This is a genomic window from Pseudomonas urmiensis, assembly GCF_014268815.2.
Classification (GTDB): domain Bacteria; phylum Pseudomonadota; class Gammaproteobacteria; order Pseudomonadales; family Pseudomonadaceae; genus Aquipseudomonas; species Aquipseudomonas urmiensis.
Genome location: NZ_JABWRE020000001.1, coordinates 4648775 through 4668637, shown reverse-complemented (window position 1 = coordinate 4668637; position 19863 = coordinate 4648775). Strand labels below are relative to the sequence as shown.

The 19863-nt window shown below is 62.9% G+C and carries 18 protein-coding genes and 1 tRNA gene; 10 read left to right on the top strand and 9 right to left on the bottom strand.

The genetic code is table 11. The features are described 5' to 3' along the window. Positions 1–2 precede the first annotated feature (2 nt). The 9 genes from HU737_RS21130 to HU737_RS21090 all read left to right on the top strand — a co-directional run bounded on the left by HU737_RS21130 (position 3) and on the right by HU737_RS21090 (position 9944). The gene (locus HU737_RS21130) at positions 3–3023 is read left to right on the top strand and encodes a serine/threonine-protein kinase (RefSeq protein WP_186552824.1); all 3021 of its coding nucleotides are present in this window, start codon (positions 3–5) and stop codon (positions 3021–3023) included. Next, entirely contained in the window at positions 3023–3739 is a 717-nt protein-coding gene (locus HU737_RS21125) for an ABC transporter ATP-binding protein (RefSeq protein ID WP_186552823.1), read from the top strand. Before HU737_RS21130 ends, HU737_RS21125 begins: the two co-directional genes overlap by 1 nt. Next, on the top strand, positions 3739–4941 hold the full coding sequence (locus HU737_RS21120) for an ABC transporter permease (RefSeq protein WP_186552822.1): 1203 nt from the start codon (positions 3739–3741) through the stop codon (positions 4939–4941). Before HU737_RS21125 ends, HU737_RS21120 begins: the two co-directional genes overlap by 1 nt. After that, positions 4934–6706, top strand: coding sequence for a formylglycine-generating enzyme family protein (locus tag HU737_RS21115; RefSeq protein ID WP_186552821.1), 1773 nt, complete (start codon positions 4934–4936; stop codon positions 6704–6706). The genes HU737_RS21120 and HU737_RS21115 overlap by 8 nt, the downstream gene beginning before the upstream one ends. Positions 6707–6783: 77 nt before the next feature. Further along, positions 6784–7710 (top strand): type VI secretion system-associated lipoprotein TagQ, encoded by a 927-nt coding sequence (gene tagQ, locus HU737_RS21110; RefSeq protein ID WP_186552820.1) that lies wholly within the window; start codon positions 6784–6786, stop codon positions 7708–7710. 151 nt (positions 7711–7861) lie between these two features. Further along, a complete protein-coding gene (gene ssp4, locus HU737_RS21105) occupies positions 7862–8752 on the top strand; it encodes an Ssp4 family T6SS effector (RefSeq protein ID WP_189661677.1) in 891 nt (296 codons plus the stop codon). Next, on the top strand, positions 8752–9165 hold the full coding sequence (locus HU737_RS21100) for a hypothetical protein (RefSeq protein WP_186552818.1): 414 nt from the start codon (positions 8752–8754) through the stop codon (positions 9163–9165). The genes ssp4 and HU737_RS21100 overlap by 1 nt, the downstream gene beginning before the upstream one ends. Positions 9166–9328: 163 nt before the next feature. Further along, positions 9329–9520 (top strand): type II toxin-antitoxin system HicA family toxin, encoded by a 192-nt coding sequence (locus HU737_RS21095; protein WP_186552817.1) that lies wholly within the window; start codon positions 9329–9331, stop codon positions 9518–9520. A gap of 16 nt (positions 9521–9536) precedes the next feature. Then, positions 9537–9944 (top strand): type II toxin-antitoxin system HicB family antitoxin, encoded by a 408-nt coding sequence (locus HU737_RS21090; protein WP_186552816.1) that lies wholly within the window; start codon positions 9537–9539, stop codon positions 9942–9944. A 14-nt stretch (positions 9945–9958) separates the two neighbouring features. Here the strand turns inward: HU737_RS21090 and HU737_RS21085 are convergent, their stop codons facing one another. Both HU737_RS21085 and HU737_RS21080 read right to left on the bottom strand, forming a co-directional pair. Next, a complete protein-coding gene (locus HU737_RS21085) occupies positions 9959–11350 on the bottom strand; it encodes an ATP-binding protein (protein ID WP_186552815.1) in 1392 nt (463 codons plus the stop codon). A 1-nt stretch (position 11351) separates the two neighbouring features. Further along, on the bottom strand, positions 11352–12059 hold the full coding sequence (locus HU737_RS21080) for a response regulator (RefSeq protein ID WP_186552814.1): 708 nt from the start codon (positions 12057–12059) through the stop codon (positions 11352–11354). Positions 12060–12197: 138 nt separating this feature from the next. On the opposite strand from HU737_RS21080, the gene HU737_RS21075 reads away from it, so the two are divergent. Beyond that, a complete protein-coding gene (locus HU737_RS21075; protein WP_186552813.1) occupies positions 12198–14492 on the top strand; it encodes a TonB-dependent siderophore receptor in 2295 nt (764 codons plus the stop codon). Positions 14493–14561: 69 nt separating this feature from the next. Here HU737_RS21075 and HU737_RS21070 read toward each other — a convergent pair whose 3' ends face one another. The 7 genes from HU737_RS21070 to HU737_RS21040 all read right to left on the bottom strand — a co-directional run bounded on the left by HU737_RS21070 (position 14562) and on the right by HU737_RS21040 (position 19849). Beyond that, a complete protein-coding gene (locus HU737_RS21070) occupies positions 14562–14909 on the bottom strand; it encodes a type II toxin-antitoxin system RelE/ParE family toxin (protein WP_186552812.1) in 348 nt (115 codons plus the stop codon). Positions 14910–14919: 10 nt separating this feature from the next. Then, entirely contained in the window at positions 14920–15168 is a 249-nt protein-coding gene (locus tag HU737_RS21065) for a type II toxin-antitoxin system Phd/YefM family antitoxin (RefSeq protein WP_186552811.1), read from the bottom strand. Between the two features lie 75 nt (positions 15169–15243). Next, entirely contained in the window at positions 15244–16179 is a 936-nt protein-coding gene (dsdC, locus tag HU737_RS21060; protein ID WP_186552810.1) for a DNA-binding transcriptional regulator DsdC, read from the bottom strand. 8 nt (positions 16180–16187) lie between these two features. Next, positions 16188–17546: a D-serine ammonia-lyase gene (gene dsdA / locus HU737_RS21055; protein ID WP_186552809.1), complete on the bottom strand. Its 1359-nt coding sequence runs from the start codon at positions 17544–17546 to the stop codon at positions 16188–16190. Between the two features lie 346 nt (positions 17547–17892). Next, a tRNA-Thr gene (locus tag HU737_RS21050) sits at positions 17893–17968 on the bottom strand. A 98-nt stretch (positions 17969–18066) separates the two neighbouring features. Further along, a complete protein-coding gene (locus HU737_RS21045; RefSeq protein ID WP_186552808.1) occupies positions 18067–18315 on the bottom strand; it encodes a hypothetical protein in 249 nt (82 codons plus the stop codon). Between the two features lie 307 nt (positions 18316–18622). After that, a complete protein-coding gene (locus tag HU737_RS21040; RefSeq protein WP_186552807.1) occupies positions 18623–19849 on the bottom strand; it encodes a methyltransferase in 1227 nt (408 codons plus the stop codon). Positions 19850–19863: the final 14 nt, after the last annotated feature.

The window sequence follows — 19863 nt, the reverse complement described above, 5'->3', positions numbered from 1 at the left end:
GCATGGACATGCACATCCCCGGATTCGACATCGACGGCGAGATTGGCCAAGGCGCCATGGCCAGCGTCTACCTGGCCACCCAGCGCTCACTGCAGCGCAAGGTGGCGTTGAAGGTCATGGCCGCGAGCCTGGCCGCCGACCCGACCTTCTGCGAGCGGTTCTTGCGCGAAGGCCGTACCCTGGCCCGCTTGGCGCATCCGCACATCGCCACCATTCACGACATCGGCAATGTGGGCGAGCTGTACTACATGGCCATGGAGTTTCTGCCCAGCGGTACGCTCAAGGAGCGCATCGCTGACGGCCTGACGCCGCAGCAGGGCCTGTTGTATGTGCGCCAGATCGCCCAGGCGCTGGGCTATGCCCACGCCCAGGGGCTGGTGCACCGTGACGTCAAACCGGCCAACATCCTGTTCCGCGCCGATGGCACCGCCGTGCTGTCGGACTTCGGCATCGCCAAGTCGCTGGATGATCGCACCCAGTTCACCCAGGCTGGGTTTGCTGTGGGCACACCCAGCTACATGAGCCCGGAACAAGCCCGCGGGCTTGAGATCGACGGCCGCGCCGACCTCTACGCGTTGGGCGTGGTGCTGTATGAAATCCTGGTCGGCAAGCTGCCGTACAACGGCACCGATGCGCTGTCCACGGCGTTGGCGCACCTCACCGAGCCACTGCCGGAACTGCCCATCGAGCATGGCCGTTACCAGGACATCTTGCGCGGGCTTCTGGCCAAGGACCCGAATGAGCGTTTCGCCGACGCTGCCGCCTTGCTGGCAGCGCTTGACCGCTTGCCGGTAGAAAGTACTGACAGCACTGTCATCCGCCCGCTGCCGCTGCCGCTGCCGCCAGTGGCACCGGCCAAGCCAGATCTGGCCGGGCTGACGCCGGTGTCTATCGAGATCCCCAAGGCGCCGCCAGCGCCCGAGCCGGTTAGCGCCGCCACTGTCGACCGCGCCCCTGCGCCAGCTGCCAAATCGGCATCGAATAAACCCGCCAAGGCGGTCCTGGCCTTGGCCATTGCCGCTGCGCTGGGCCTTGGTGGCGCGTTCTTCTGGCTGCTTGGCGGCGACCAGCAGCCCGCAGCGCAGGCGCCGCAAGAGCAATCGCCGGTGGCGCAGACAGCCGGTCAAACTGCGCCTGAGCGCACACCGCTCGCCGCCGTCGATGACCAGCGGCCTTTGCTGATGCCCGGCAAGAAGACCCTGTACCAGCGTGTGCTCAGCCAGCCCGGCGCGCAGCTGCTCGATCAGCCTGACGGCAGTGCTGGCGAGCGTTTGCCAGCGTTCAGCGTGCTCTATGTCTACCAACGCAAGGAGGTCGACGGTAAGCCGTGGATCGAGGTCGGCAGCTCCAGCGATGGTCAGCGCGATGGCTGGTTGCCGGCCAGCGCGAGCAGCGATTGGAAACAAAGCCTGGTGCTCAAGCTCACCGAGCGTTCCGGCCGCTCACCGGTGATGTTCATGCGCAATGCCGACGACGTGCAGCGCCTGCTCGATGACACCGGCCAGGCGCGCGAGCAGTTGCTCAAGGCGCAGAACCATCCCGACCAGGTGCCGCAGGTCATGGCCTTGGAGCCGACTGCCAGCGCCGTGCCGCAAGAGCAGTTCTACCTGATGCCGATCTTCGATTTCCGCGAAAGCTTCGATGCCCAGGGCCAGCCGGTGCAACTGCTCAACATCGCCTCGATCGACCCCGGCGCCAGCGCCCGCGACACGGCGCCAAAGGCCGCCGGGGTGGCGGGTGCCGATGGCAAGGCGTTTCGCACCGGTATCGTGCTGGTGGTGGACACCTCGGTTTCCATGCAGCCCTACATCGACCGCGTGCGCCAAGTGGTCAGCGAGCTGCAACAGCAGTTGGCTGCACGTGGCGAGCTGGACAGCGTCAGCTTTGGCCTGATCGGCTTTCGCAATAGCACCAAGCGCACCCCGGGGCTGGACTACCTGAGCAAGACCCTGGTGAGCCTGGAGCAGGGCCGCGATCCGGCGCGCTTCCTCAAGGCTGCGGCGCAAGTGAAGGCCACCAGCGTGTCCAGTCACTCGTTCAATGAAGATGCCTTTGCCGGGGTCATGCAGGCCGTTGAAGGCATGGACTGGAACGGCTATGGCGGGCGCATCGTGCTGTTGGTCAGCGATGCCGGCGCGCTGCGCAAGAACGACCCCTACAGCAGCACCCAGATGAACGAGGCCGAGGTGCGCCAGGCCGCCTTGAGCAAGCAGATCAAGATCTACGCCCTGCACTTGCGCACCCCGGCGGGGCAGAAGAATCATGCAGGCGCCGAGCAGCAGTACCGGGTGCTGACGGCCGACAGCAACCCGCAGATCGGCGACCTGTATGTGTCGGTGCCCGGCGGTGACGTCAACGCCTTTGGCGAGCGCGTGCGCGAGATCGGCTCGACCTTCGCCGAGTTGGTCCACCAGGTGCGTAGCCAGCAGCCCCAGCCGGTGCCATTGCTGACCTCGGCGTCGAGCCTGGCTGCCAAGTCGCAGGCCATCGGCTATGCCATGCACATGGATTTCCTTGGCCGCCAAAGCGCCAGCCAGGCGCCGCAACTGGTCAGCGCCTGGACCGCCGACCGCGACCTGACCAACCCTGCGCTGCCCACCTTGCAGGTGTGCGTGATGCTGACCAAGCTGCAGCTCAACGATTTGCAGCAGTCGCTCAAGCTGATCGTCGATGCCGCGCGCAAGACCCGTAGCTCGCCTGGCGATTTCTTCAATGAGATCGCCAGCGCCAGTGCCTACATGAGCCGCGATCCTGGGGCACTGAGCAAGGGCACCAATCTGGCCCAGAGCGGTGTGCTCGGCGAGTACCTGGAAGGGCTGCCGTACCGCAGCAAGTCGCTGAGCATGAGCCAGGACCTATGGCTGTCGCTGTCGGTCGCCGAGCAGCAAGACTTCATCGACGAGCTCGACTCGAAGATCCGTCTCTACGAAACCTTCCACAACGACATGGCCAACTGGGTGCGTTTCGGCAACGCCGAGCCGGGTGACGCCTTGTATCGTGTCCCGCTGTCGACGCTGCCGTGATGATCAACCTGCACGAGGTGCGCAAGACGCGTGGCGAGGGTAGCCAGCGCTACAGCCTGGAGATCGAGCGGCTGTGCTTGTCGGCGGGTGAGCGGGTGGCGTTGGTCGGCCCCAGTGGCTGTGGCAAAAGCACCTTGCTCGACCTGCTCGCGCTGGTGCTCGAACCTGATGCTGCGCAGGCATTCGGCCTCGCCCTCGATGGCCGCGAGGAAGATATCGCCGGGCTCTGGCGCAGTCATCGGCTCGACCGTCTGGCCGCCTTGCGTAGCCGCCATCTGGGCTATGTGTTGCAGGCCGGTGGGCTGTTGGGCTTTCTCGATGTGCGCGGCAATATTCGCCTGCCTCGGCAACTGCTGGGGCTGGACGAGGACGGCAGTGTCGAGCGCCTGGCGCAAGCGCTGGATGTCCACGACCAGTTGGAAAAGCGCCCGGGGGCGTTGTCGCTCGGCCAACGCCAGCGCGTCAGTTGCGCCCGCGCCCTGGCCCATCAGCCGGTGCTGCTGTTGGCCGATGAGCCGACGGCGGCGCTGGATCCGCTCAACGCCGAGCGGGTCATGGGCCTGTTGCTGCGTCAGGCCGAGGCACGCCGGGTGACCTGCGTGATCGCCACGCACGACGAACAGCTGGCCCGTGACGCTGGCCTGCGGGTGCTGCGCATGAGCTGTCGGCGCGATGCCGATGGTGGTGTCACGGCGACCTTGGGCAGGGCCGCCTGATGCGCCCGCTGCTGATCGCCAGCCTGGCCTGGCAGGACTATCGCAGCGATGCACGGCTGTCGGCCTGCAGCGTGTTGGCGCTGGTGGCGGTGATTGCGCCGCTGCTGGTGCTGTTCGGGCTCAAGTTCGGCTTGGTCGGCAGCCTGACCGAGCGCTTGCAGCGCGATCCTGGCGTGCGCGAAATCATCCCCTTGGGCGGTGGTCGTTTCGATGCCGCGTTCATCGCCAATCTGGCTACCCGCGAGGAGGTGGCATTCGCCATTGCCCGGACCCGGCAGATCGCCGCGACAGCCGAGTTGCGGCTACCGGCACAGGGCCGTGCGGTGACGGTGGAAATGCTTCCCACCGCTGACGGTGACCCGTTGCTGCAAGGGGCGCCAGTGCCAACCGGCCTGCAACAAGCGGTGCTCAGCTTCACTGCGGCAGAAAAGCTTGGGGTCAAGGCCGGTGACTCGCTACTGGCCAGCTTCAGCCGCCAGCAGGCGGGGCAGTTGCAATGGCGCCAGAGCGAGCTGCAGGTGCTGGCGGTGTTGCCGCTGGCAGCCTTTGAACGCGATGGACTATTTGCCTCGCTGACGCTGCTGGAGGCCGCCGAAGATTATCGCGATGGCCGCGCCGTGCCTGCCCTGGACTGGGCCGGTGAGCGCGAGGCCAATGCCACCCAGCGGGTGTATCCGGCGTTTCGCCTGTATGCCCGCTCGCTGAACGATGTCGAGCCGCTGCGCCAGTACTTTGCCGAGCGCAAATGGCTGGTGTCGACCCAGGCGGCGCAGATCGCCCAGGTGCAGTCGCTGAGCCGCAACCTTGACCTGGTGTTCTGGATCATCGCGGCCCTGGCTGTCGTTGGTGCTACCGCCGCCATCGGCGCAGGCGCGGTGGCGGCGGTCGAGCGCAAGCAGCGCGAGTTGGCGGTGCTACGCCTGCTTGGCTTCGGCACTGGCGCACTGCTGCTGTTCGTGGTGCTCCAGGCGTTGTACAGCGGGGTGTTCGCCGCGGCCCTTGGCGGCCTGTTGTATGCCCTGGCCGAGCTCGGCCTGAACCGAATGTTCACCCAGGTGCCGGGCGAGTACGCCAGCCATCTGCTGCCCCTGCACTACCTCGTCGCGCTGCTCGCCGTCCTCTCGGCCAGCACCTTGGCTGCCGCCCTGGGTGGCTGGCGGGTGGCGCGGATCGATGCTTGCGAAGGAATCCGTGATGTCTGAATTTCGCCTCGGGGCGCTGGCCCTGATCCTAGCCACCCTCAGCCTGGGCGCCTGCTCTCAGGCAGAGGATGAACAGCCCAAGGCAGCTGCCAAGGCTGAAACTGGCCAGCCGCTCGCCGCTGACAAGTTGGACAACCCCAAACCCTTGGCCGGAGATGTCAGCCTGCCGCTGCCCTGTGGCGGCGAAATCGTCTTCCGCCCTGTCTATGTATTGGCCCAAGGCAGCCTCGACGATCGTGAGGTGAGCCTGGGTTACCCCTTCAGCGAAGGCGAGGCGGGCTACAAGCAGTCGTTCATTTCTGGCTATCGGCGCGACTTCATCAACGGTCAGTTCAGCCTGGCCGACTTGGCCCCGCAGTGGCAACAGCAGGTCTCGCCGAACCTGCCCAAGGTCGACGCGAAAAGCCCGCTCAAACCGATGATGTATTTCATCGGCAAGTACGAAGTCACCGCCCGCCAGTATGCCCAGGTGATGGCCCAGGCCCAGGCGCTGGCCAGTGGCGAGCAGCCGCCGGCGTGCGCGCCAGTCACCGACATGGCCGGGCGCCTGCCCAAGGTCAAGCTGTCGCGCTTTGAGGCCGAGCGTTTCGCTGCGGTGTACAGCGCCTGGCTGATGCAGCATCACCGCGCGCTGTTGCCGGTCAGTGGCCGTGGTAGCAAAGCCGAAGATGGCGGCACTGGCTTCGTGCGCCTGCCGACCGAGGTGGAGTGGGAGTTCGCCGCGCGCGGTGGCTCGCTGGTCAGTCGCCAGGAGCTGGAGGGCCGCTTGTTCCCGCGCAAAGTCGAGGGCAGCGACAGCGAAGGGCCGTTGGCCGACTGGGCGGTGTTCAACCAGGTCGCCGGCGGCACAGGCCAGGCTGCGCGACTGTTGCCAATCGGCACCAAGTTGCCTAACCCGTTGGGCTTGTTCGATGTGATCGGCAACGCTGCGGAGATGGTGCAGGAGTCGTTCCAGCTGGTCCATGCCGGGCGCCGCCAGGGCGCTTATGGCGGCTTCGTGGTCAAGGGCGGCAACTACCTGGAAGGCGAGGGCACTTTGTTCACTGGCATGCGCCGGGAGTACCCGCTGTTTGGCGCCGACGGCACCGAGCAGCGCAACGAGACCACCGGTTTTCGCCTGGCCATTGGCGCGCTGTCGGCGCCGCGTTCGCGTTATCAGGAACTGTTCGAGCAGTGGCAAAAGGAGGGTCGCCTGGCCAGCCTGACCGATGCCATCGATGACGCTCAGGACCCGACCAAGCGCCTGGACGGGATCATCGCCAGCGCCACCGACCCGCGCCTGCAAGCCGAGCTGGGCCTGGTCAATGAAGAGCTCAAGCGCAACGTCTCGCTGATCGCCCAGCAGCGCGAGGAGGCCGCCGGCAACTTGATCCAGTCCGCAGCCCTGGTGGCCGAAACCATCAACAACTACAACATTCGCCTGACCAACCTGCGCAACACCCAGGCCAAGGCGCAAGCGGCTGGCGATCAGACCAGCGCGCGCATGTACGGCGCCGCCATCGCCAACGGCCGCAGCGCCCTCGATGGCGCGGTGGCGATCTATATCGACAACCTGGCCAGCGGCACGCGCTACACCGACGCGGTGATCCAGGCGCAGTTCCAGCGGGTCAAGCAAGAACTCAATCTCAAGCCGGTCCTGGGCAAGAGCCTGGAGAGCCGCGCCACCCTGTTCGTCCGCCACGTCGGGGAGTACCGCCAGCAACGGCGGGCCGATCCGGCGACGATCCTCAAGGAGCTGCTGGCATCGGCCGCCCCGCGCCCTTGAACGACTGCAATGCAAGCAAGCCATCCCGGGCGGCATGACGCCACCCGGACCTGTACAACCCAAGCGAGAACCTGACCATGCTTTTCACCCGTAACGCTCTGATCAATGCCACCCAGGCCCGTACCGCACTGCTCCTGGCCGCAGGCTTCAGCACCGTACTGTTGGCCGGCTGTGCTGGCTCGCCGGTCTCCAAGGTCGGTGCCAGCACCAAGGTCGAGTACTACCCAAGCTGCTACGAGCCTGTGCAGCACCTGCGCTCCACCGACTCCGACATGACCAAGTCGGTCGCCACCGGTGCCCTGCTCGGCGCGGTCGGCGGCGCGCTGACCGGCGCCCTGGTCGACGGTGACAAGCGCGGCCGCAATGCCGCGATTGGTGCCGCAGGCGGTGCCCTGGTCGGTGGCGCGGCGGGCTACTACACCGAGCGTCAGAAACAGATCAGCGACGATAAGCAGCGCATCGCCTCGTACGCTACCGACATCGACAAGAGCGCGGCCGACATGGACCGTACCACCACTTACGCCAAGGCTTCGCAGAGCTGCTACCAGCGCGAGTTCGCCAACCTCATGGATGGGCGCAAGGCCAACCGCATCAATGACACCGAAGGGCGCAAGCGCCTGGCCGAGATCGTCGCTGGCCTGCAAGAGTCGAACAACCTGATCAGCGCTGTCAGCGGTCGCCTGGGTGAGAACCTCAACAACTACACCCAAGCCTACGAGCAGGACCTCAAGCAGGTGGGTGTACAGCGCGCCGATGTGACCGTGGTGGCAGCGGCCGAATCGCCGAAAGCCGCGACCACCGGCAAGAAGGCCAAGGCGGTGAAGAAGACCAAGCTGCCTGACGTGCCGAAAGAAGCCGTCGCTACCGAGAAGACCCTGCAGAACGCCACCAGCAAGAAAACCGAGGCCCAGCAAGTGGCCAAGGCTGGCCAGGATCAGGTCAACGGTATGTGCCGCAACCCAGACATGGGTGACTGGGCGCCGGTGCCTTGCCCGAACGTTTGATGCCTGATCTTCAAGGCAGTTAAGTACCTCGTGGGAGCGGGCTTGGCCCGCGATCGAGTCCGTCACGACGCGGACTCATCGCGGGGCAAGCCCGCCTCCCTATGAGGCACGCCCGCCTACTTCTGCAAGGACAGCACTCGTGACAGACCTTTTGGCAAACCCATTGGGTAATACCTCGCAGTTTCTCGCGCGTCAGCGAATCCAGGCACGAATCAACTTGCCGAAAATGTTCGCCGCGATCGATGCCGACCCCCGCATCGTTGGGGCAGGGGTTGTGTACATTGACGCTGACTTCAATGTCATTACCCTGCGTGAGTTCCAGCCGATCTGCAGCATCAGGCCCAAGCGCGTGATTCTGCGGGAAATCAACAAATACCAGACCCCCGCGCAGTACACCGAGCAGTTGCAAAACAATCCGCGTGAGTCGCGAGTGGTCAAGGAAGCGATCAACACCTCGCTTTCCTGCGCCGGTGCATTCATCGGCTGGTGGGTGGTTTTCAGCGGTACCATCGCCGCGCCGTTCACTGCAGGTACCAGCCTGGTGCTGACCTATGTCGGCGGTACAGCAGCTGCAGCCAGCACTGCCCAGTGCGCCATTGGGGTTATCCGTACGGTGCGCGAAGTGACCAATCCGGCCGCCAACGATGCACTGGATGAAAACCAGTGGTACCAGGCGGCTTCCAAGGTGCTCGATGGCGCGTCGCTGCTGGGCGTCGGGGCTTCGGGGCTGACCACGCTCAAATACCTTCAGGTGCACAAGGCCTCGACCGGGCGCAGCTGGCTTGAACTGACCCGATCACTCAGCCGGCAGCAGCGCAAGGCGCTCACCGATGAGCTGCTTTCGATCAAGCATCCCAGTCTCACGCCCAAGCAGCTCAAGTTACAGCAGGCTGCAGGCACGATGACCAAGCGCTACACGCCCACGCAGATCAACCATGCCACCCAGACGCTGTTGCGCGACTCTCTTGGTGCCACTTTTGGTCTAGCCGGCAGTGCCACGGTGCAAAGCATCGCCGTGGGCCTCTATGAGGAGTTCGAGTGATGATGAAGTTTGGCGAGTTCCAGGCTTTCATGCGGTGTTACTTCCCAACGTTTTTGTTGGGCTTTTTCACCTGTGTGATGTCGGGGGCTTTGTCACTGGCTATGTGGATCGATAGTCACTGGCGCAATCATCCGGATAATCCGTTGTACACCCTGATGGGCACGGCAACGCTAGCGCTGTTGCTCTGCGCTGGGCACTTCGCGATGATCCGCGGCCTCAAGTGGGCCATGTGGGTTGTTTTACCCGTCCCGTTCGTGGCGTTGCTGATGGCATTGAGTCTGTTGGGAAGCGGTTTGAATGCGGTGCTATTGGCGATTCTGCTGGCGCTGCCGTTGTTGGCGGCATGGGTGTTCAATAGCGAGCGGCATCGCGAAATGCGTCGGCGGTTGGTGGAGTTACGGCGCCAGCGCTGAGCTGCGACCTGTACTCGGCAAGATCCCGCATCACTTGTTTTCGGCTCTCATTTCCGCCTTCACCATACTTGCTTGTGAGCAATCCACCGCCAAGCGGTGGGTATGGTGTTGATAGTTGCGTATCGGTGGGTATAATAACCACTGCGGCAGCCAAGGAAGGTTCATGAACAGCCGCGAACTGATTTGCGTCATCCAAGCAGATGGCTGGTATCTGGTGCGCACGCGTGGCAGCCACCACCATTTCAAGCATCCACACAAGACCGGGCTGGTCACCATCCCCCATCCAAAGAAAGATCTGCTGCCAAAGACGGCAGCCAGCATTCTGCGGCAGGCGCGGATCGGCTATGCCAGCTGACCATGGAGAGCACCCGATGCTGTTCCCTATCGCGATTTTTCCCGGTGACGACGCCCATGCCTGGGGCGTGGAAGTCCCGGATATTCCTGGCTGTTACTCGGCAGGCGAGGATTTGGACGACGCCATGGCCATGGCTCGTGAGGCCATCGAAGGCCACTTGGAGCTGCTTGCCCAGGACCAACAGGAGATCCCCAAAGCCCGCAAAGTGACGGTGCACGCCGCTGATCCGGCCTATGCCGGCTGCACCTGGGCACTGATCGATATCGACATCACTCGCTACCTAGGCAAGGCAGAAAAACTGAACATCACATTACCGGCCTATTTGCTCAACCGAATCGACGCTTATGTGAAGAATCATCCTGAGCAGAAAAGCCGCTCTGGGTTTCTAGCCGAGGCCGCGCTGAAAGTGCTTCAGGGTAACTGAGCGTCATCACACTTCTACGGCGTGGCTCGAGATCTGGGCAGTAGCACGCTGACTCGCAAGCCACCCTCGGGGCGATTGGTTACGATCAAATCACCGCCATGGCTGGCTGCGATTCGCTGAGCGATACTCAGCCCCAATCCGTAACCTCCCGAGGCTTGGTTGCGTGAGTTCTCGCCACGTACGAACGGCTCGGTGATGGTGCTCAACTGCGCAGCGGCAATACCTGGGCCGTGGTCATCGATATGGATGGCAACCTGGTCTGCAGTCGGCTGCAGCGTGACCGAAACCTCTTTGGCATAACGCAGCGCATTCACCAGAAGATTCTGCAAACAGCGTTGCAGCATCAGCGCGTCGACCTCGATCATCCCCGCCTGGCCATGCACCGGCAGCGGCTCTTCAGCGCTTGCGAGGTCTGCGCACAGGCGAGCCAGCAACCGGTCCATGTCCACCTGCTGCAGGTTCTGCTGCTCGCCGGCACGCAGGTAATCCAGGACCTGGCCGATCATCTCGTCCATCTGCACGATGTTCTGGCGCAGTCGCTCTTTATGTTCGCCCGGCTCAAGCCGTTCCAGGCGCAGGCGCATGCGCGTCAGCGGCGTACGCAGGTCGTGCGACACCGCTGCGAGGAAGTAGGCTTTGTCGTTGACCATGGCAATCAAGCGCTGCTGCATGGCGTTGAAGGCCTGGGCTGCTTGGCGTACTTCCTCTGGGCCGTCCAGCGGCAACGGCGCCTGTTCCAGATTGCTACCCAAGCCCCGCGCGGCATCGGCTAGGCGGCGTAGCGGGCGCAGGCACAGGCGCACGGCAATCAGGCATACCAGCAGTACCGCGACGATGCGCAAGGCGTACACCCTCAGCAAGTAGTCGCTGATCAGCACCCAGGCCGACTCGCCACTCCAGCCCTGCAGTTCCTCGCCGTCGATGGTCAGCCAGTGGCCGTCGGCCAGGGGCACGGCGAACTGGATATGCGCCTGGGCGGTGCGTAGGCCAAACAGACTGCGCCAGACGATCGGCTGGCCGAGCTCATCGGTCAGTTGCACCTTGAGCAGGCGCGCGTGTGCGTCGCGGCCCAGTTCGTATGCCAGGGCTTGATCTAGCAGCAACTCGACCCGGTGTCGGCCGCGGCGCTCGTCTGTGCGCGCGACAGGCTCGGACTCGGCGCAGCGTACCTGGTAGTGATTGGGCAACTGCAGGCTGCCAGCATGGCAGTCGGCCTGGGCGATCAGTGGCGCACTGCGGGCCGCGATCAGGCGTACCGGCGCTTCCATGACCTGGGCGAAGCGCACGTCGAACCAGATGCTGCTGGACATCAGCTGGATCACCAGAGTGCCGCTGACCATGATCAGCAGCAACTGGCCGAACAGGGTCTTCGGCCACAGGCGGCGCAGTGGGATCGGCAGGCGCATGTCAGCGCTGGGCGCCGGTGAGCAGATAGCCTTCGTTGCGAATGGTGAGAATCTGCACCGCGCCATCCGGGCTGCGCCGCAGCTGCTGGCGCAGGCGGCTGATGCACATGTCCACCGAGCGGTCGTCAGGCAGGTGGTCGCGGCCAAATGCACTGCGCGTCAGCAGATCGCGCGAGACCACCCGGTTGTTGGCATCGAGCAGTTCGCGCAGCACCCGGTAATCGGAGCGGGGCAGGGACAGCGCCTGGCCATCGGGGCAAGTCAGCAGGCGCTTGATGTGGTCCAGGCGGTAGCCAGCAAAGCTTTGCTCGTCCTGGGCGAGTGCCTCTACGGCCTGTTCGAGGCGCTGCGGGCGACGCAGCACGGCCTTGATCCGGGCGATCAGTTCGCGTGGCTCGAAAGGTTTGGCCAGGTAATCATCGGCGCCCACTTCCAGGCCGATGATGCGATCAAAGGTACTGCCCTTGGCCGACAGCATAATCACTGCCAGGCCCGGCTGGGCCTGCAACTGGCGGCACAGGCTCAGACCGTCTTCGCCAGGCAGCATCACGTCCAGTACCACCAGATCGACCTTGTGCCGCGCCAACTGTTGGCGCATCTGCTCGCCATCGGCGGCGGCCAGTACCGCATAGCCAGCATCGCTTAAGTAGTCGCAGAGAAGTTCGCGGATTTCGTCGTCATCATCGACAACCAGCAGGGTGGTGCTCATGGGCCAAGTACCTGTTCGGGGAGCGCCAGCAGTGCTCGTTACGTTCGATTACATGCCCGTACATGCCGGCCATGGTGCGCAGAGGGCGCATGCCTAGAATCGTATCAAAAAATCATCTGCGAATACGAAGCTTTCCCAATGACTCAGAGCATCAGCCACCCCATGTCACCTTCAGTACGCGGTACTAGCCGCCTTACTCCGCTTGCCCTGTGCATCGCTGCGGCCTTCAGCGCCCAGACCCTGGCCGCCGACAACCAGCCCTTGGAACTGGATGCCACGCAGATCGAAGACAGCGCCCTGCTGCCGGCCGATCAAGCGGGTCAGCTTGGCTATACCGTCGAGAGCACGCGCAGCTCAACGGGCCTGAAGCTTACCCCGCGCCAGACCCCGCAGTCAGTCACCAGCATTACTCGGCAACAGATGGATGACCGCGATATCCACACCATCGAGCAGGCGCTCGACACCACCCCTGGGGTGACTGCGAGCAAGATGGAAGTGGGCGGGCGTACCGATTTTCGCGCACGCGGTTACTCGATTTCCAACTGGAAGGTGGATGGCCTGCAGTTTCTCGGTGGCTCTGACTTCAGCGGCGGCGGCAATGCGCTGAACATGGACCTGTACGAGCGCATCGATATCGTCCGTGGCGCCAATGGCTTGCTGGGTGGTACCGGTGATCCTTCGGCAACGGTCAACCTGATCCGCAAAGCGCCGAGCAGAACCTTCGGCGGCAGTGCTTATGCCACCTACGGCAGTTGGGACAAACGCCGCCAGGGCGCCGACTTGAACCTGCCGTTGTCCGAAGATGGCCGCTTGCGGTCGCGCTTCGTGATGACCCAGCAGGATGCCAACTCGTTCCGCGACAACCAGTCCGAGCGCTCCCGCGCCGCCTTGGCCAACTTCGAGTTCGACCTGGATGACGCCACCACCCTTGGAGCGGGTTACCAGTACGAGTACAACAAAGTGGTCGGCGGCGGCTGGGGGGCCAACATCCCCATCTGGTACCGCGACGGCAGCAAGACCGACCTGCCGCGCAGCACCAACGTGGTCCCCAGCTGGAGCTTTGGCGAATACACCACCCGCACCACCTTCGGCTCGCTGGCGCACAGCTTCGACAACGACTGGAGCCTGGACCTGAAAGTCGCCCAGAGTGAAACCGAGGCGCTCAACCACCGCGGCTTGGCCAAGGTCAATTCGGCGGGCCGGGGCAGCTATGGCGGCTATTGGGAGCAGGACGGCAGCGGCGCTGTGCTCAATGGCCTGCACAGCTCCAGCGACACCACCCAGCAGTCGGCGCAGATCGATCTGTCTGGCCCGTTCCAGCTGTTCGGCCGCACCCATCAGGCGATGGTCGGCTACAACGACAGCCGCACCGTCGCCTGGTCGCCGGAATACACCTGCACCATGCTCAGCGATGATCGCGTCAGTGCCCCGGCCTTAGGCTGTCAGTTCCGCGCCAATAATGGCTTGCCGCTGAGCGATTGGCACAATGGCGTGGACAGCGACTACGCCATGCTCGCCTCCAGGACCGGCCGCCACAGCAAGACCACCACCCGCCTGCAAGGCCTGTACGCCGCCACCCGCTTGAGCATCAGCGATCCGTTGTCGGTGATTGCCGGGGTGCGCAGCACTGACTATTCGGCCACCACCCGCAACGTCAGTGGCGTGCGCAGCAACCAGCAGAACAACGGCATCGTCACCCCTTACCTGGGCGTGGTGTATGACCTCAACGACAATTACTCGCTGTACGCCAGCTACACCGACATCTTCAACCCACAGAGCGAAGAGACCGTCAGTGGTAGCAAGGTCGAGCCGATCCGCGGGCAGAGCTATGAGACCGGCATCAAGGCGGCCTGGCTCGACGGCCGCCTGAACGCCTCTGCGGCTTACTTTCGCACCAAGCAACAGAACAAAGCGGTGCTCGACGACGGCCAGTCCACGCCTACCGGCGGTGATGCCTACACCACCGGCACTGGCCAGGAAACCGACGGTATCGACCTGGAGCTCGCTGGCGCGCTGACGCCGAACTGGAACGTCTATGCCGGCTACACCTACCTGCATTTCCGGCGCATCGACAGTGACGGGCGCAGCGACCCCGCGCACCTGTTCAAGGCCTCGACTACCTATCGCTTGTCCGGCCCGCTTGAGCGCCTCACCGTCGGCGCAGGTGTCACTGCGCAAAGCAACATCCGCGCGATCTCAAGCCCGGCTGGGCAGCCGGTCAATGGTGTGAGTTCGGGCGCGACCGACGTCAACTGGTCGGGCTACGCAATCTGGAACGCCATGGCCAAATACCAGCTGACCGATGACACGGCGGTGAGCCTCAATGCCAACAACCTGTTCGACAAGCACTACTACACCCGCTACGGGTTCTATGCGGGGGCGATCTATGGCGATCCGCGTAATCTGGCGGTGACGGTGAGTACGTCGTTCTGAGGGCACGTGGCCTCTTCCCAAGCACGCTTGCCGCGAAGAGGCCAATCGTGTCTTGAGTATCGGTTGCGCTCAGGCAAAGGGATAAATCAGGCAGTATCTGATGAGGGCCTGTTCAACGCTCTGCTTTTGTCTAAGCACAAGCTCAACAGCTATGGCGTTGTCGACATCATAGATCTCGTAGAAGACCCGGTAGCCATCGACATTGAGTTCACGATACTGAATTACGCCCAGATCGCTGGCTTGGGGGCTAACCGGGTAGCCCGCAGGCGTCGCAACGAGTTTTTCTTCGATGGTGTCGATCAGGCTGGCAATCTTTCCCAGTGCGATATCTGTTCCGTGATAGATCGCCAGGTAGTGAACCTGATCTTCCAGGCTTTGCGAAGCGCAGTCGGTGAAGCGCAGATTGATCGTGCCCATGCGGTAGCCGTTACTCCTTGGCAAATTTCTTCAACAACCGCGCTTTCACCTCTTGCGCGTCGCTGTGTTTTCCCTGGGCGTATTCACGTGACCCCATGGCCAGGAGCTTGACTAAAGCGATAGCTTCATCCCGCCGCTTGCGCTCAGCGTAGGACTCAACGACATAAGCGGGAATACCGTTTTGGGTAACGACCATGGGTTCTTCCAGATCCAAATCGGCGGCATGGCGCTTGAGATAGCTAATAGTTTCGACTCTCATGGGAGCACCTCGTGTTCAGTACGCCTATCCTAGACCAAATTTAGACTGAAACAAGACCGATTGTCGCTTGTGCAGTCAGGGTTTTGCGCACTCCCGCAGCCAATCCATAAATACCGCTAACCGCTTAGGTACGCTATCGAGTACCGGATGCACCAGGTAGTAATCATAGTGGCCTGAGCGGCAGAACCCACCCAGAGGCAGCACCAGCTCGCCGCTATCCACATGCTTTTGCACCAACTGCTGCCGGCCGATGGCGATGCCGGCGTGGTTGATGGCGGCTGTCACGGCCAGGTCGGAACGATCGAAGGTCAGGCTGCGTTTGGGTAGCGCTGCCAGTAGGTCGTGTTGCGCGGCCCATAGTGTCCACTCCGCATCATAGGCGGCATGATCCCAGGCGAGGGAGTCGTGCAGGGTGGTGCAGTGCTGTAGATTTTGCGGGTTTTCCATCAAGCCATGGCGTTGTGCGTATTCAGGGCTGCACACCGGCGCCAGGTGTTCGTGCATCAGCCTGTGGCTGGTCAACCCAGGAAACTCGCCATTGGCGTAGTACAGGGCCAGGTCGATCTTGCGCGTGCGAAAGTCGACATTGTCATTGCCCACGCGCAGATCCAACGCGATAGAAGGGTAACGTTCGATGAAATCCGCCAGCTTCGGCACCAGCCAACATTGGGCGATGGACGGCCTCACGTAGAGCGCGATCGATCCAGCGACCTCGGCTTGGGACGAGGGCTCAAGCGCCTCGGACAAGTCGCCCATCGCCTGCTGAAGTATCGCGAAGATCCTCTCGCCTTCATCGGTCAGGGCGACCTGGCGAGTCAGGCGCTGGAACAGTTTCATCTGCAGCGCCTGCTCCAGCCGACTCATCCTGTGGCTCACGGCACTGGCGGTGATGCACAGCTCCTGCGCTGCTCGAGCGAAGCTCAGGTGCCGAGCCGCCACCAGAAACGTATGCAGGTTGGCGAACTGGCTGCTGTTCAGCCGGGAGCTGATACGTGGCGGAAGGTTGAGCACGGTTTCCCTCAAGCTTGCGGTTGGGCCAGCAGTTCCCGGCCCTTGGCCAGATACGTTTGCATTTCATCGTCGGGCACCCTGTTGCCCCCGGTTGCCCACACTAGGTGGGTGGCGTGGGCCATGGCTTGGCGATCCAGGCCCAGGCGCGCTAGGTAACCCTGCTGCTCAGCAAGCACTCTGGCAATACCGGGCACACCGGCTAGTGCCGAAGGCTCAAGACGCAGACCCTCGCTGCGCTGCATCAGCGCCAGCAAACTGTACAGTTCCTCGTCGCTGACCGTGTAGAAACCATCGAGCAAACGCTGCATGGCCTTGCCGACGAACCCCGAAGCGCGGCCCACCGCCAGGCCATCAGCGGCAGTCACATTGTCGATGCCGAAGTCCTGCACACTCACTTGGTCATGCAGCCCGGTGTATACCCCCAGTAGCATGCAGGGCGAATGGGTCGGCTCTGCGAAGATGCAATGCACCGCATCGCCAAACGCCAGCTTCAAGCCAAAGGCCACGCCCCCTGGTGCGCCACCAACGCCGCAAGGCAGATAAACGAACAGCGGGTGTTGTGCATCGACGCGAATGTTCGCCGCCGCCAATTGCAGTTTCAGGCGCTCGGCGGCCACCGAGTAGCCGAGGAACAGGTTGACCGAGTTTTCATCGTCGACAAAGTGGCAGCCAGGGTCGGCCTCGGCTTGCTGGCGCCCTTGGGCAACCGCCACGCTGTAGTCGCTGGCGTACTCGACCACCGTCACCCCGTGCGCGCGCAGCGTGTCCTTCTTCCACTGCCTGGCATCTGCCGACATGTGCACGGTCACCTGGAACCCCAGCGCGGCGCCCATGATGCCAATCGACATCCCCAGGTTGCCGGTCGAGCCGACGGCAATCGTGTACTGGCCAAAGAACGCCCGGGCCCGCTCGCTGTCGAGCAGCGCGTAGTCATCATCGAGCGTGATCAGCTTGGCGGCCAGGGCCAGGTCTTCGGCATGCTTGAGCACCTCATAGATGCCGCCGCGAGCCTTGATCGAGCCTGAAATGGGCAGATGGCTATCGCGCTTGAGCCATAGCGCGCCGGTCAAGGTCTGGCCGTAGCGCTCGCTTAGCAATGGCTGCAGCCGAGTCAGCGGCATGATGTCGGATTCGATGATGCCGCCGCTGCTTTGGGTTTCTGGGAAGACGCGCTGTAAGTAGGATGCGAACCGCGTCAGCCTCGCGCTGGCATCGGCCACATCTGCCGCAGTCAGCCCTACGTCGGCCAGGGCTTGCGCGGTCGGCGCTACGCCGGGGTTGAACCAGGTGGTCTGTTGCAGCGCGACCAGATCGCGGATCAACGGAAAACGGGCATACCACTGTTCGAGCGTGCTTCCCAGAATCATGACGGGGTCCCTGTGCTTGGTCTGTATGAAACCTGTTCTGCATTAGAAGGCACAGCGCGCAGGGGTGACAAAGGATTGATGTTCAGGGGGTAGATGATTTGCGGTCATCTGTAGGTGGCGCTCTGTAAGAATGTTTTGGGCCGTGAATGGCATAGCGCTCCGTCGGCGAGCCTTTAGCCACGCTTGCTCATGCAGCGGATTTTCGCCTTGGGTCGCTGTGGATAAACGTGTTCGGGAGCAGGTTTATCGTTAGGCGGCTGAGCGTGTGCTCGAGTGAGTTGTTTGGAGTGCGGGGCAGCGGAAAACAAAAAAGGCCCACCCGAAGGTGAGCCTTTGATGTTGTGTATGGTGCCGGCACCAGGAATCGAACCCGGGACCTACTGATTACAAGTCAGTTGCTCTACCATCTGAGCTATACCGGCACAGGGGCGTCATTATAGCGATCGGTTGGCGGCTGTAAATACCTTCCGTGCGATCTTTGCATAAAGACCTAAGTTACCGCGCCGAAAGGAGAAATTTCCTACCAGCCGCGGTGGATGGTATTGACGCTTGGCTCGGGCGTGGCGGGGTTGAAAAACAGCTTGTCGTTGTCGCAACCGCGCTTGCGGCAAGGCGTCTCGGCGCGCAGCGGTAGGCCATGGTCGCCGCCAAGCTGCATGCCGGGGGTGTTCCAGCCCAGGTCAGTGGTTTTTGGCGTGGGGGCGTTGTTGGCGCAGCCGCCGAGGGCCAGGGCGAAGCTCAGCAGGGCGAGGGGTTTGGCTTGGATCACGATTTCGAAGTCCGTTCGTAGGTCTGGTTATTTCTGAGTGCAAGGTGCGCAGTGATGGCAATTGTAACCCAGTGGATTTGTTCGGTGGGCACGTTGCCAGCTCCCATTTCGCGCTATGCCGCAAAACGCTTATGCACAAGGGGCATGCCAGCGTTGCGCTGAAGGCATACCGTTGGTCGTTACCACCGGTCTTTGCGCAAAGGCCTGTTTTTGCTGGGTTTGAAGATCCGAGAGGGTAAGCGGAAGGCTTTAAATAGCACCTTGGATCCGAAATTATGCAGTGTTCATCAAAAGCTTGTGCACAGACTTATCCACAGGTTTTTCCAGCTTTTAGCTCGGCCATTAGCATCAGGTTGCGAGGGGTAAGTGGGTACTCGCAGAACAAGCCAACCTGCACGTTGTAACCCTGTTCTTGCAGGAACAGCGCACGATCGAGCACCAGCCACAGCTCCAAGGGCCGTCTGAACAAGTTGCGCACCCGCTCCAGGTTGCGCACTTGCGCCAAGCGTTGCCAGCCGGCAGCCTCCAATGCAGCCCAGTTGGGTTCGCCGCTGAGCGTCAGTTGCTTGAGTTCGGCCAGGTCACGGCAGTACTGGGCAAAGGGCTTTTCCAGCCAGCTAACGGGCAGGGACGGGGTTGGCAGGTAGTCGTCGCTTTGGCGTTGCTCGCGTTGCAGCAGGTCAAAACCCAGTCGCCGTGCCATCGAGGTATCTCGCTGGCGGCGTACGCGGGCGCCAGCGGTGACTGTTTCGCTCAAGGGCAGGCCGAGGTCATCAAGATCCAGCTGCAAGGTCGAGGCACTGGCGGCTGTGGACATCGGCTGGTAGTGCTCGGCCTGGATGCGGTTATAGCAGCAGGGGGCCAGGGCGACGTGCTGGCAGCCCTGCTCGGCGGCTAGCCGCAGCAGGCGGACATGTAGATCGCCACAGGCATGCAGGGCGACCACGCTTTTGTTGCCATCCAGGTGACGGGCGCTGTCTGCGGCCATGACATCCTGATGCTGGTGGATGGCTGGGAGGTGGTGGTGATCGCTCAAAGCCTGGCCGGCTGCGACCAGCGCGGCATCGTATTCAAGGCAGGTCAGCTGTTGGCCGGGCTGCAACAGGCGGCGGCCGAGGTGGCCTTTGCCTGAGCACCAATCCAGCCAGTGCTGGGTGTGCTGGCGAAAACTCAGGCGGCGGCTGAAGGCTTCGATCTGTTGCCATTTGCGGCCGGGCACGCCGACGTCGAGGCGGTGGCCGGCAGGGGGAAGGCCTGCGTCAGGTAGCTCGCCGAGCTCGCTCAGGTGCTGGGCTTGGGTGGCCAGCTCGGGGAAAGGGGAGGGCAGTTGGCTGGGGTCGAGTTGGGCGTCGGCGTCTTCTAGCGAGCGTTGGCGCAACCAGGTCGAGAGCTGTGGGTGTTGGGCTTCCCAAGGTAGCTGTAATGAGGTGAACGGCCTTGGTTTCCACAGGTGTTGGTGCTCGACGATGAATGGGTCGAGGGCCTGGAAGCGTTCGAGGAGTTGAGCGCTGTGGAGCAACGGCGTGGGTTTCATGGGCGTTGGGCGTT

What these genes read in the sequence shown, in the direction of transcription:
- HU737_RS21070 (WP_186552812.1), bottom strand. Translation starts at nt 14,909, where the DNA reads ATGGGCACGATCAATCTGCGCTTCACCGACTGCGCTTCGCAAAGCCTG.
- HU737_RS21065 (WP_186552811.1), bottom strand. Translation starts at nt 15,168, where the DNA reads ATGAGAGTCGAAACTATTAGCTATCTCAAGCGCCATGCCGCCGATTTG.
- HU737_RS21095 (WP_186552817.1), top strand. Translation starts at nt 9,329, where the DNA reads ATGAACAGCCGCGAACTGATTTGCGTCATCCAAGCAGATGGCTGGTAT.
- HU737_RS21040 (WP_186552807.1), bottom strand. Translation starts at nt 19,849, where the DNA reads ATGAAACCCACGCCGTTGCTCCACAGCGCTCAACTCCTCGAACGCTTC.
- HU737_RS21075 (WP_186552813.1), top strand. Translation starts at nt 12,198, where the DNA reads ATGACTCAGAGCATCAGCCACCCCATGTCACCTTCAGTACGCGGTACT.
- HU737_RS21100 (WP_186552818.1), top strand. Translation starts at nt 8,752, where the DNA reads ATGATGAAGTTTGGCGAGTTCCAGGCTTTCATGCGGTGTTACTTCCCA.
- HU737_RS21115 (WP_186552821.1), top strand. Translation starts at nt 4,934, where the DNA reads ATGTCTGAATTTCGCCTCGGGGCGCTGGCCCTGATCCTAGCCACCCTC.
- tagQ (WP_186552820.1), top strand. Translation starts at nt 6,784, where the DNA reads ATGCTTTTCACCCGTAACGCTCTGATCAATGCCACCCAGGCCCGTACC.
- HU737_RS21090 (WP_186552816.1), top strand. Translation starts at nt 9,537, where the DNA reads ATGCTGTTCCCTATCGCGATTTTTCCCGGTGACGACGCCCATGCCTGG.
- HU737_RS21120 (WP_186552822.1), top strand. Translation starts at nt 3,739, where the DNA reads ATGCGCCCGCTGCTGATCGCCAGCCTGGCCTGGCAGGACTATCGCAGC.
- HU737_RS21130 (WP_186552824.1), top strand. Translation starts at nt 3, where the DNA reads ATGGACATGCACATCCCCGGATTCGACATCGACGGCGAGATTGGCCAA.
- HU737_RS21125 (WP_186552823.1), top strand. Translation starts at nt 3,023, where the DNA reads ATGATCAACCTGCACGAGGTGCGCAAGACGCGTGGCGAGGGTAGCCAG.
- dsdA (WP_186552809.1), bottom strand. Translation starts at nt 17,546, where the DNA reads ATGATTCTGGGAAGCACGCTCGAACAGTGGTATGCCCGTTTTCCGTTG.
- HU737_RS21085 (WP_186552815.1), bottom strand. Translation starts at nt 11,350, where the DNA reads ATGCGCCTGCCGATCCCACTGCGCCGCCTGTGGCCGAAGACCCTGTTC.
- HU737_RS21080 (WP_186552814.1), bottom strand. Translation starts at nt 12,059, where the DNA reads ATGAGCACCACCCTGCTGGTTGTCGATGATGACGACGAAATCCGCGAA.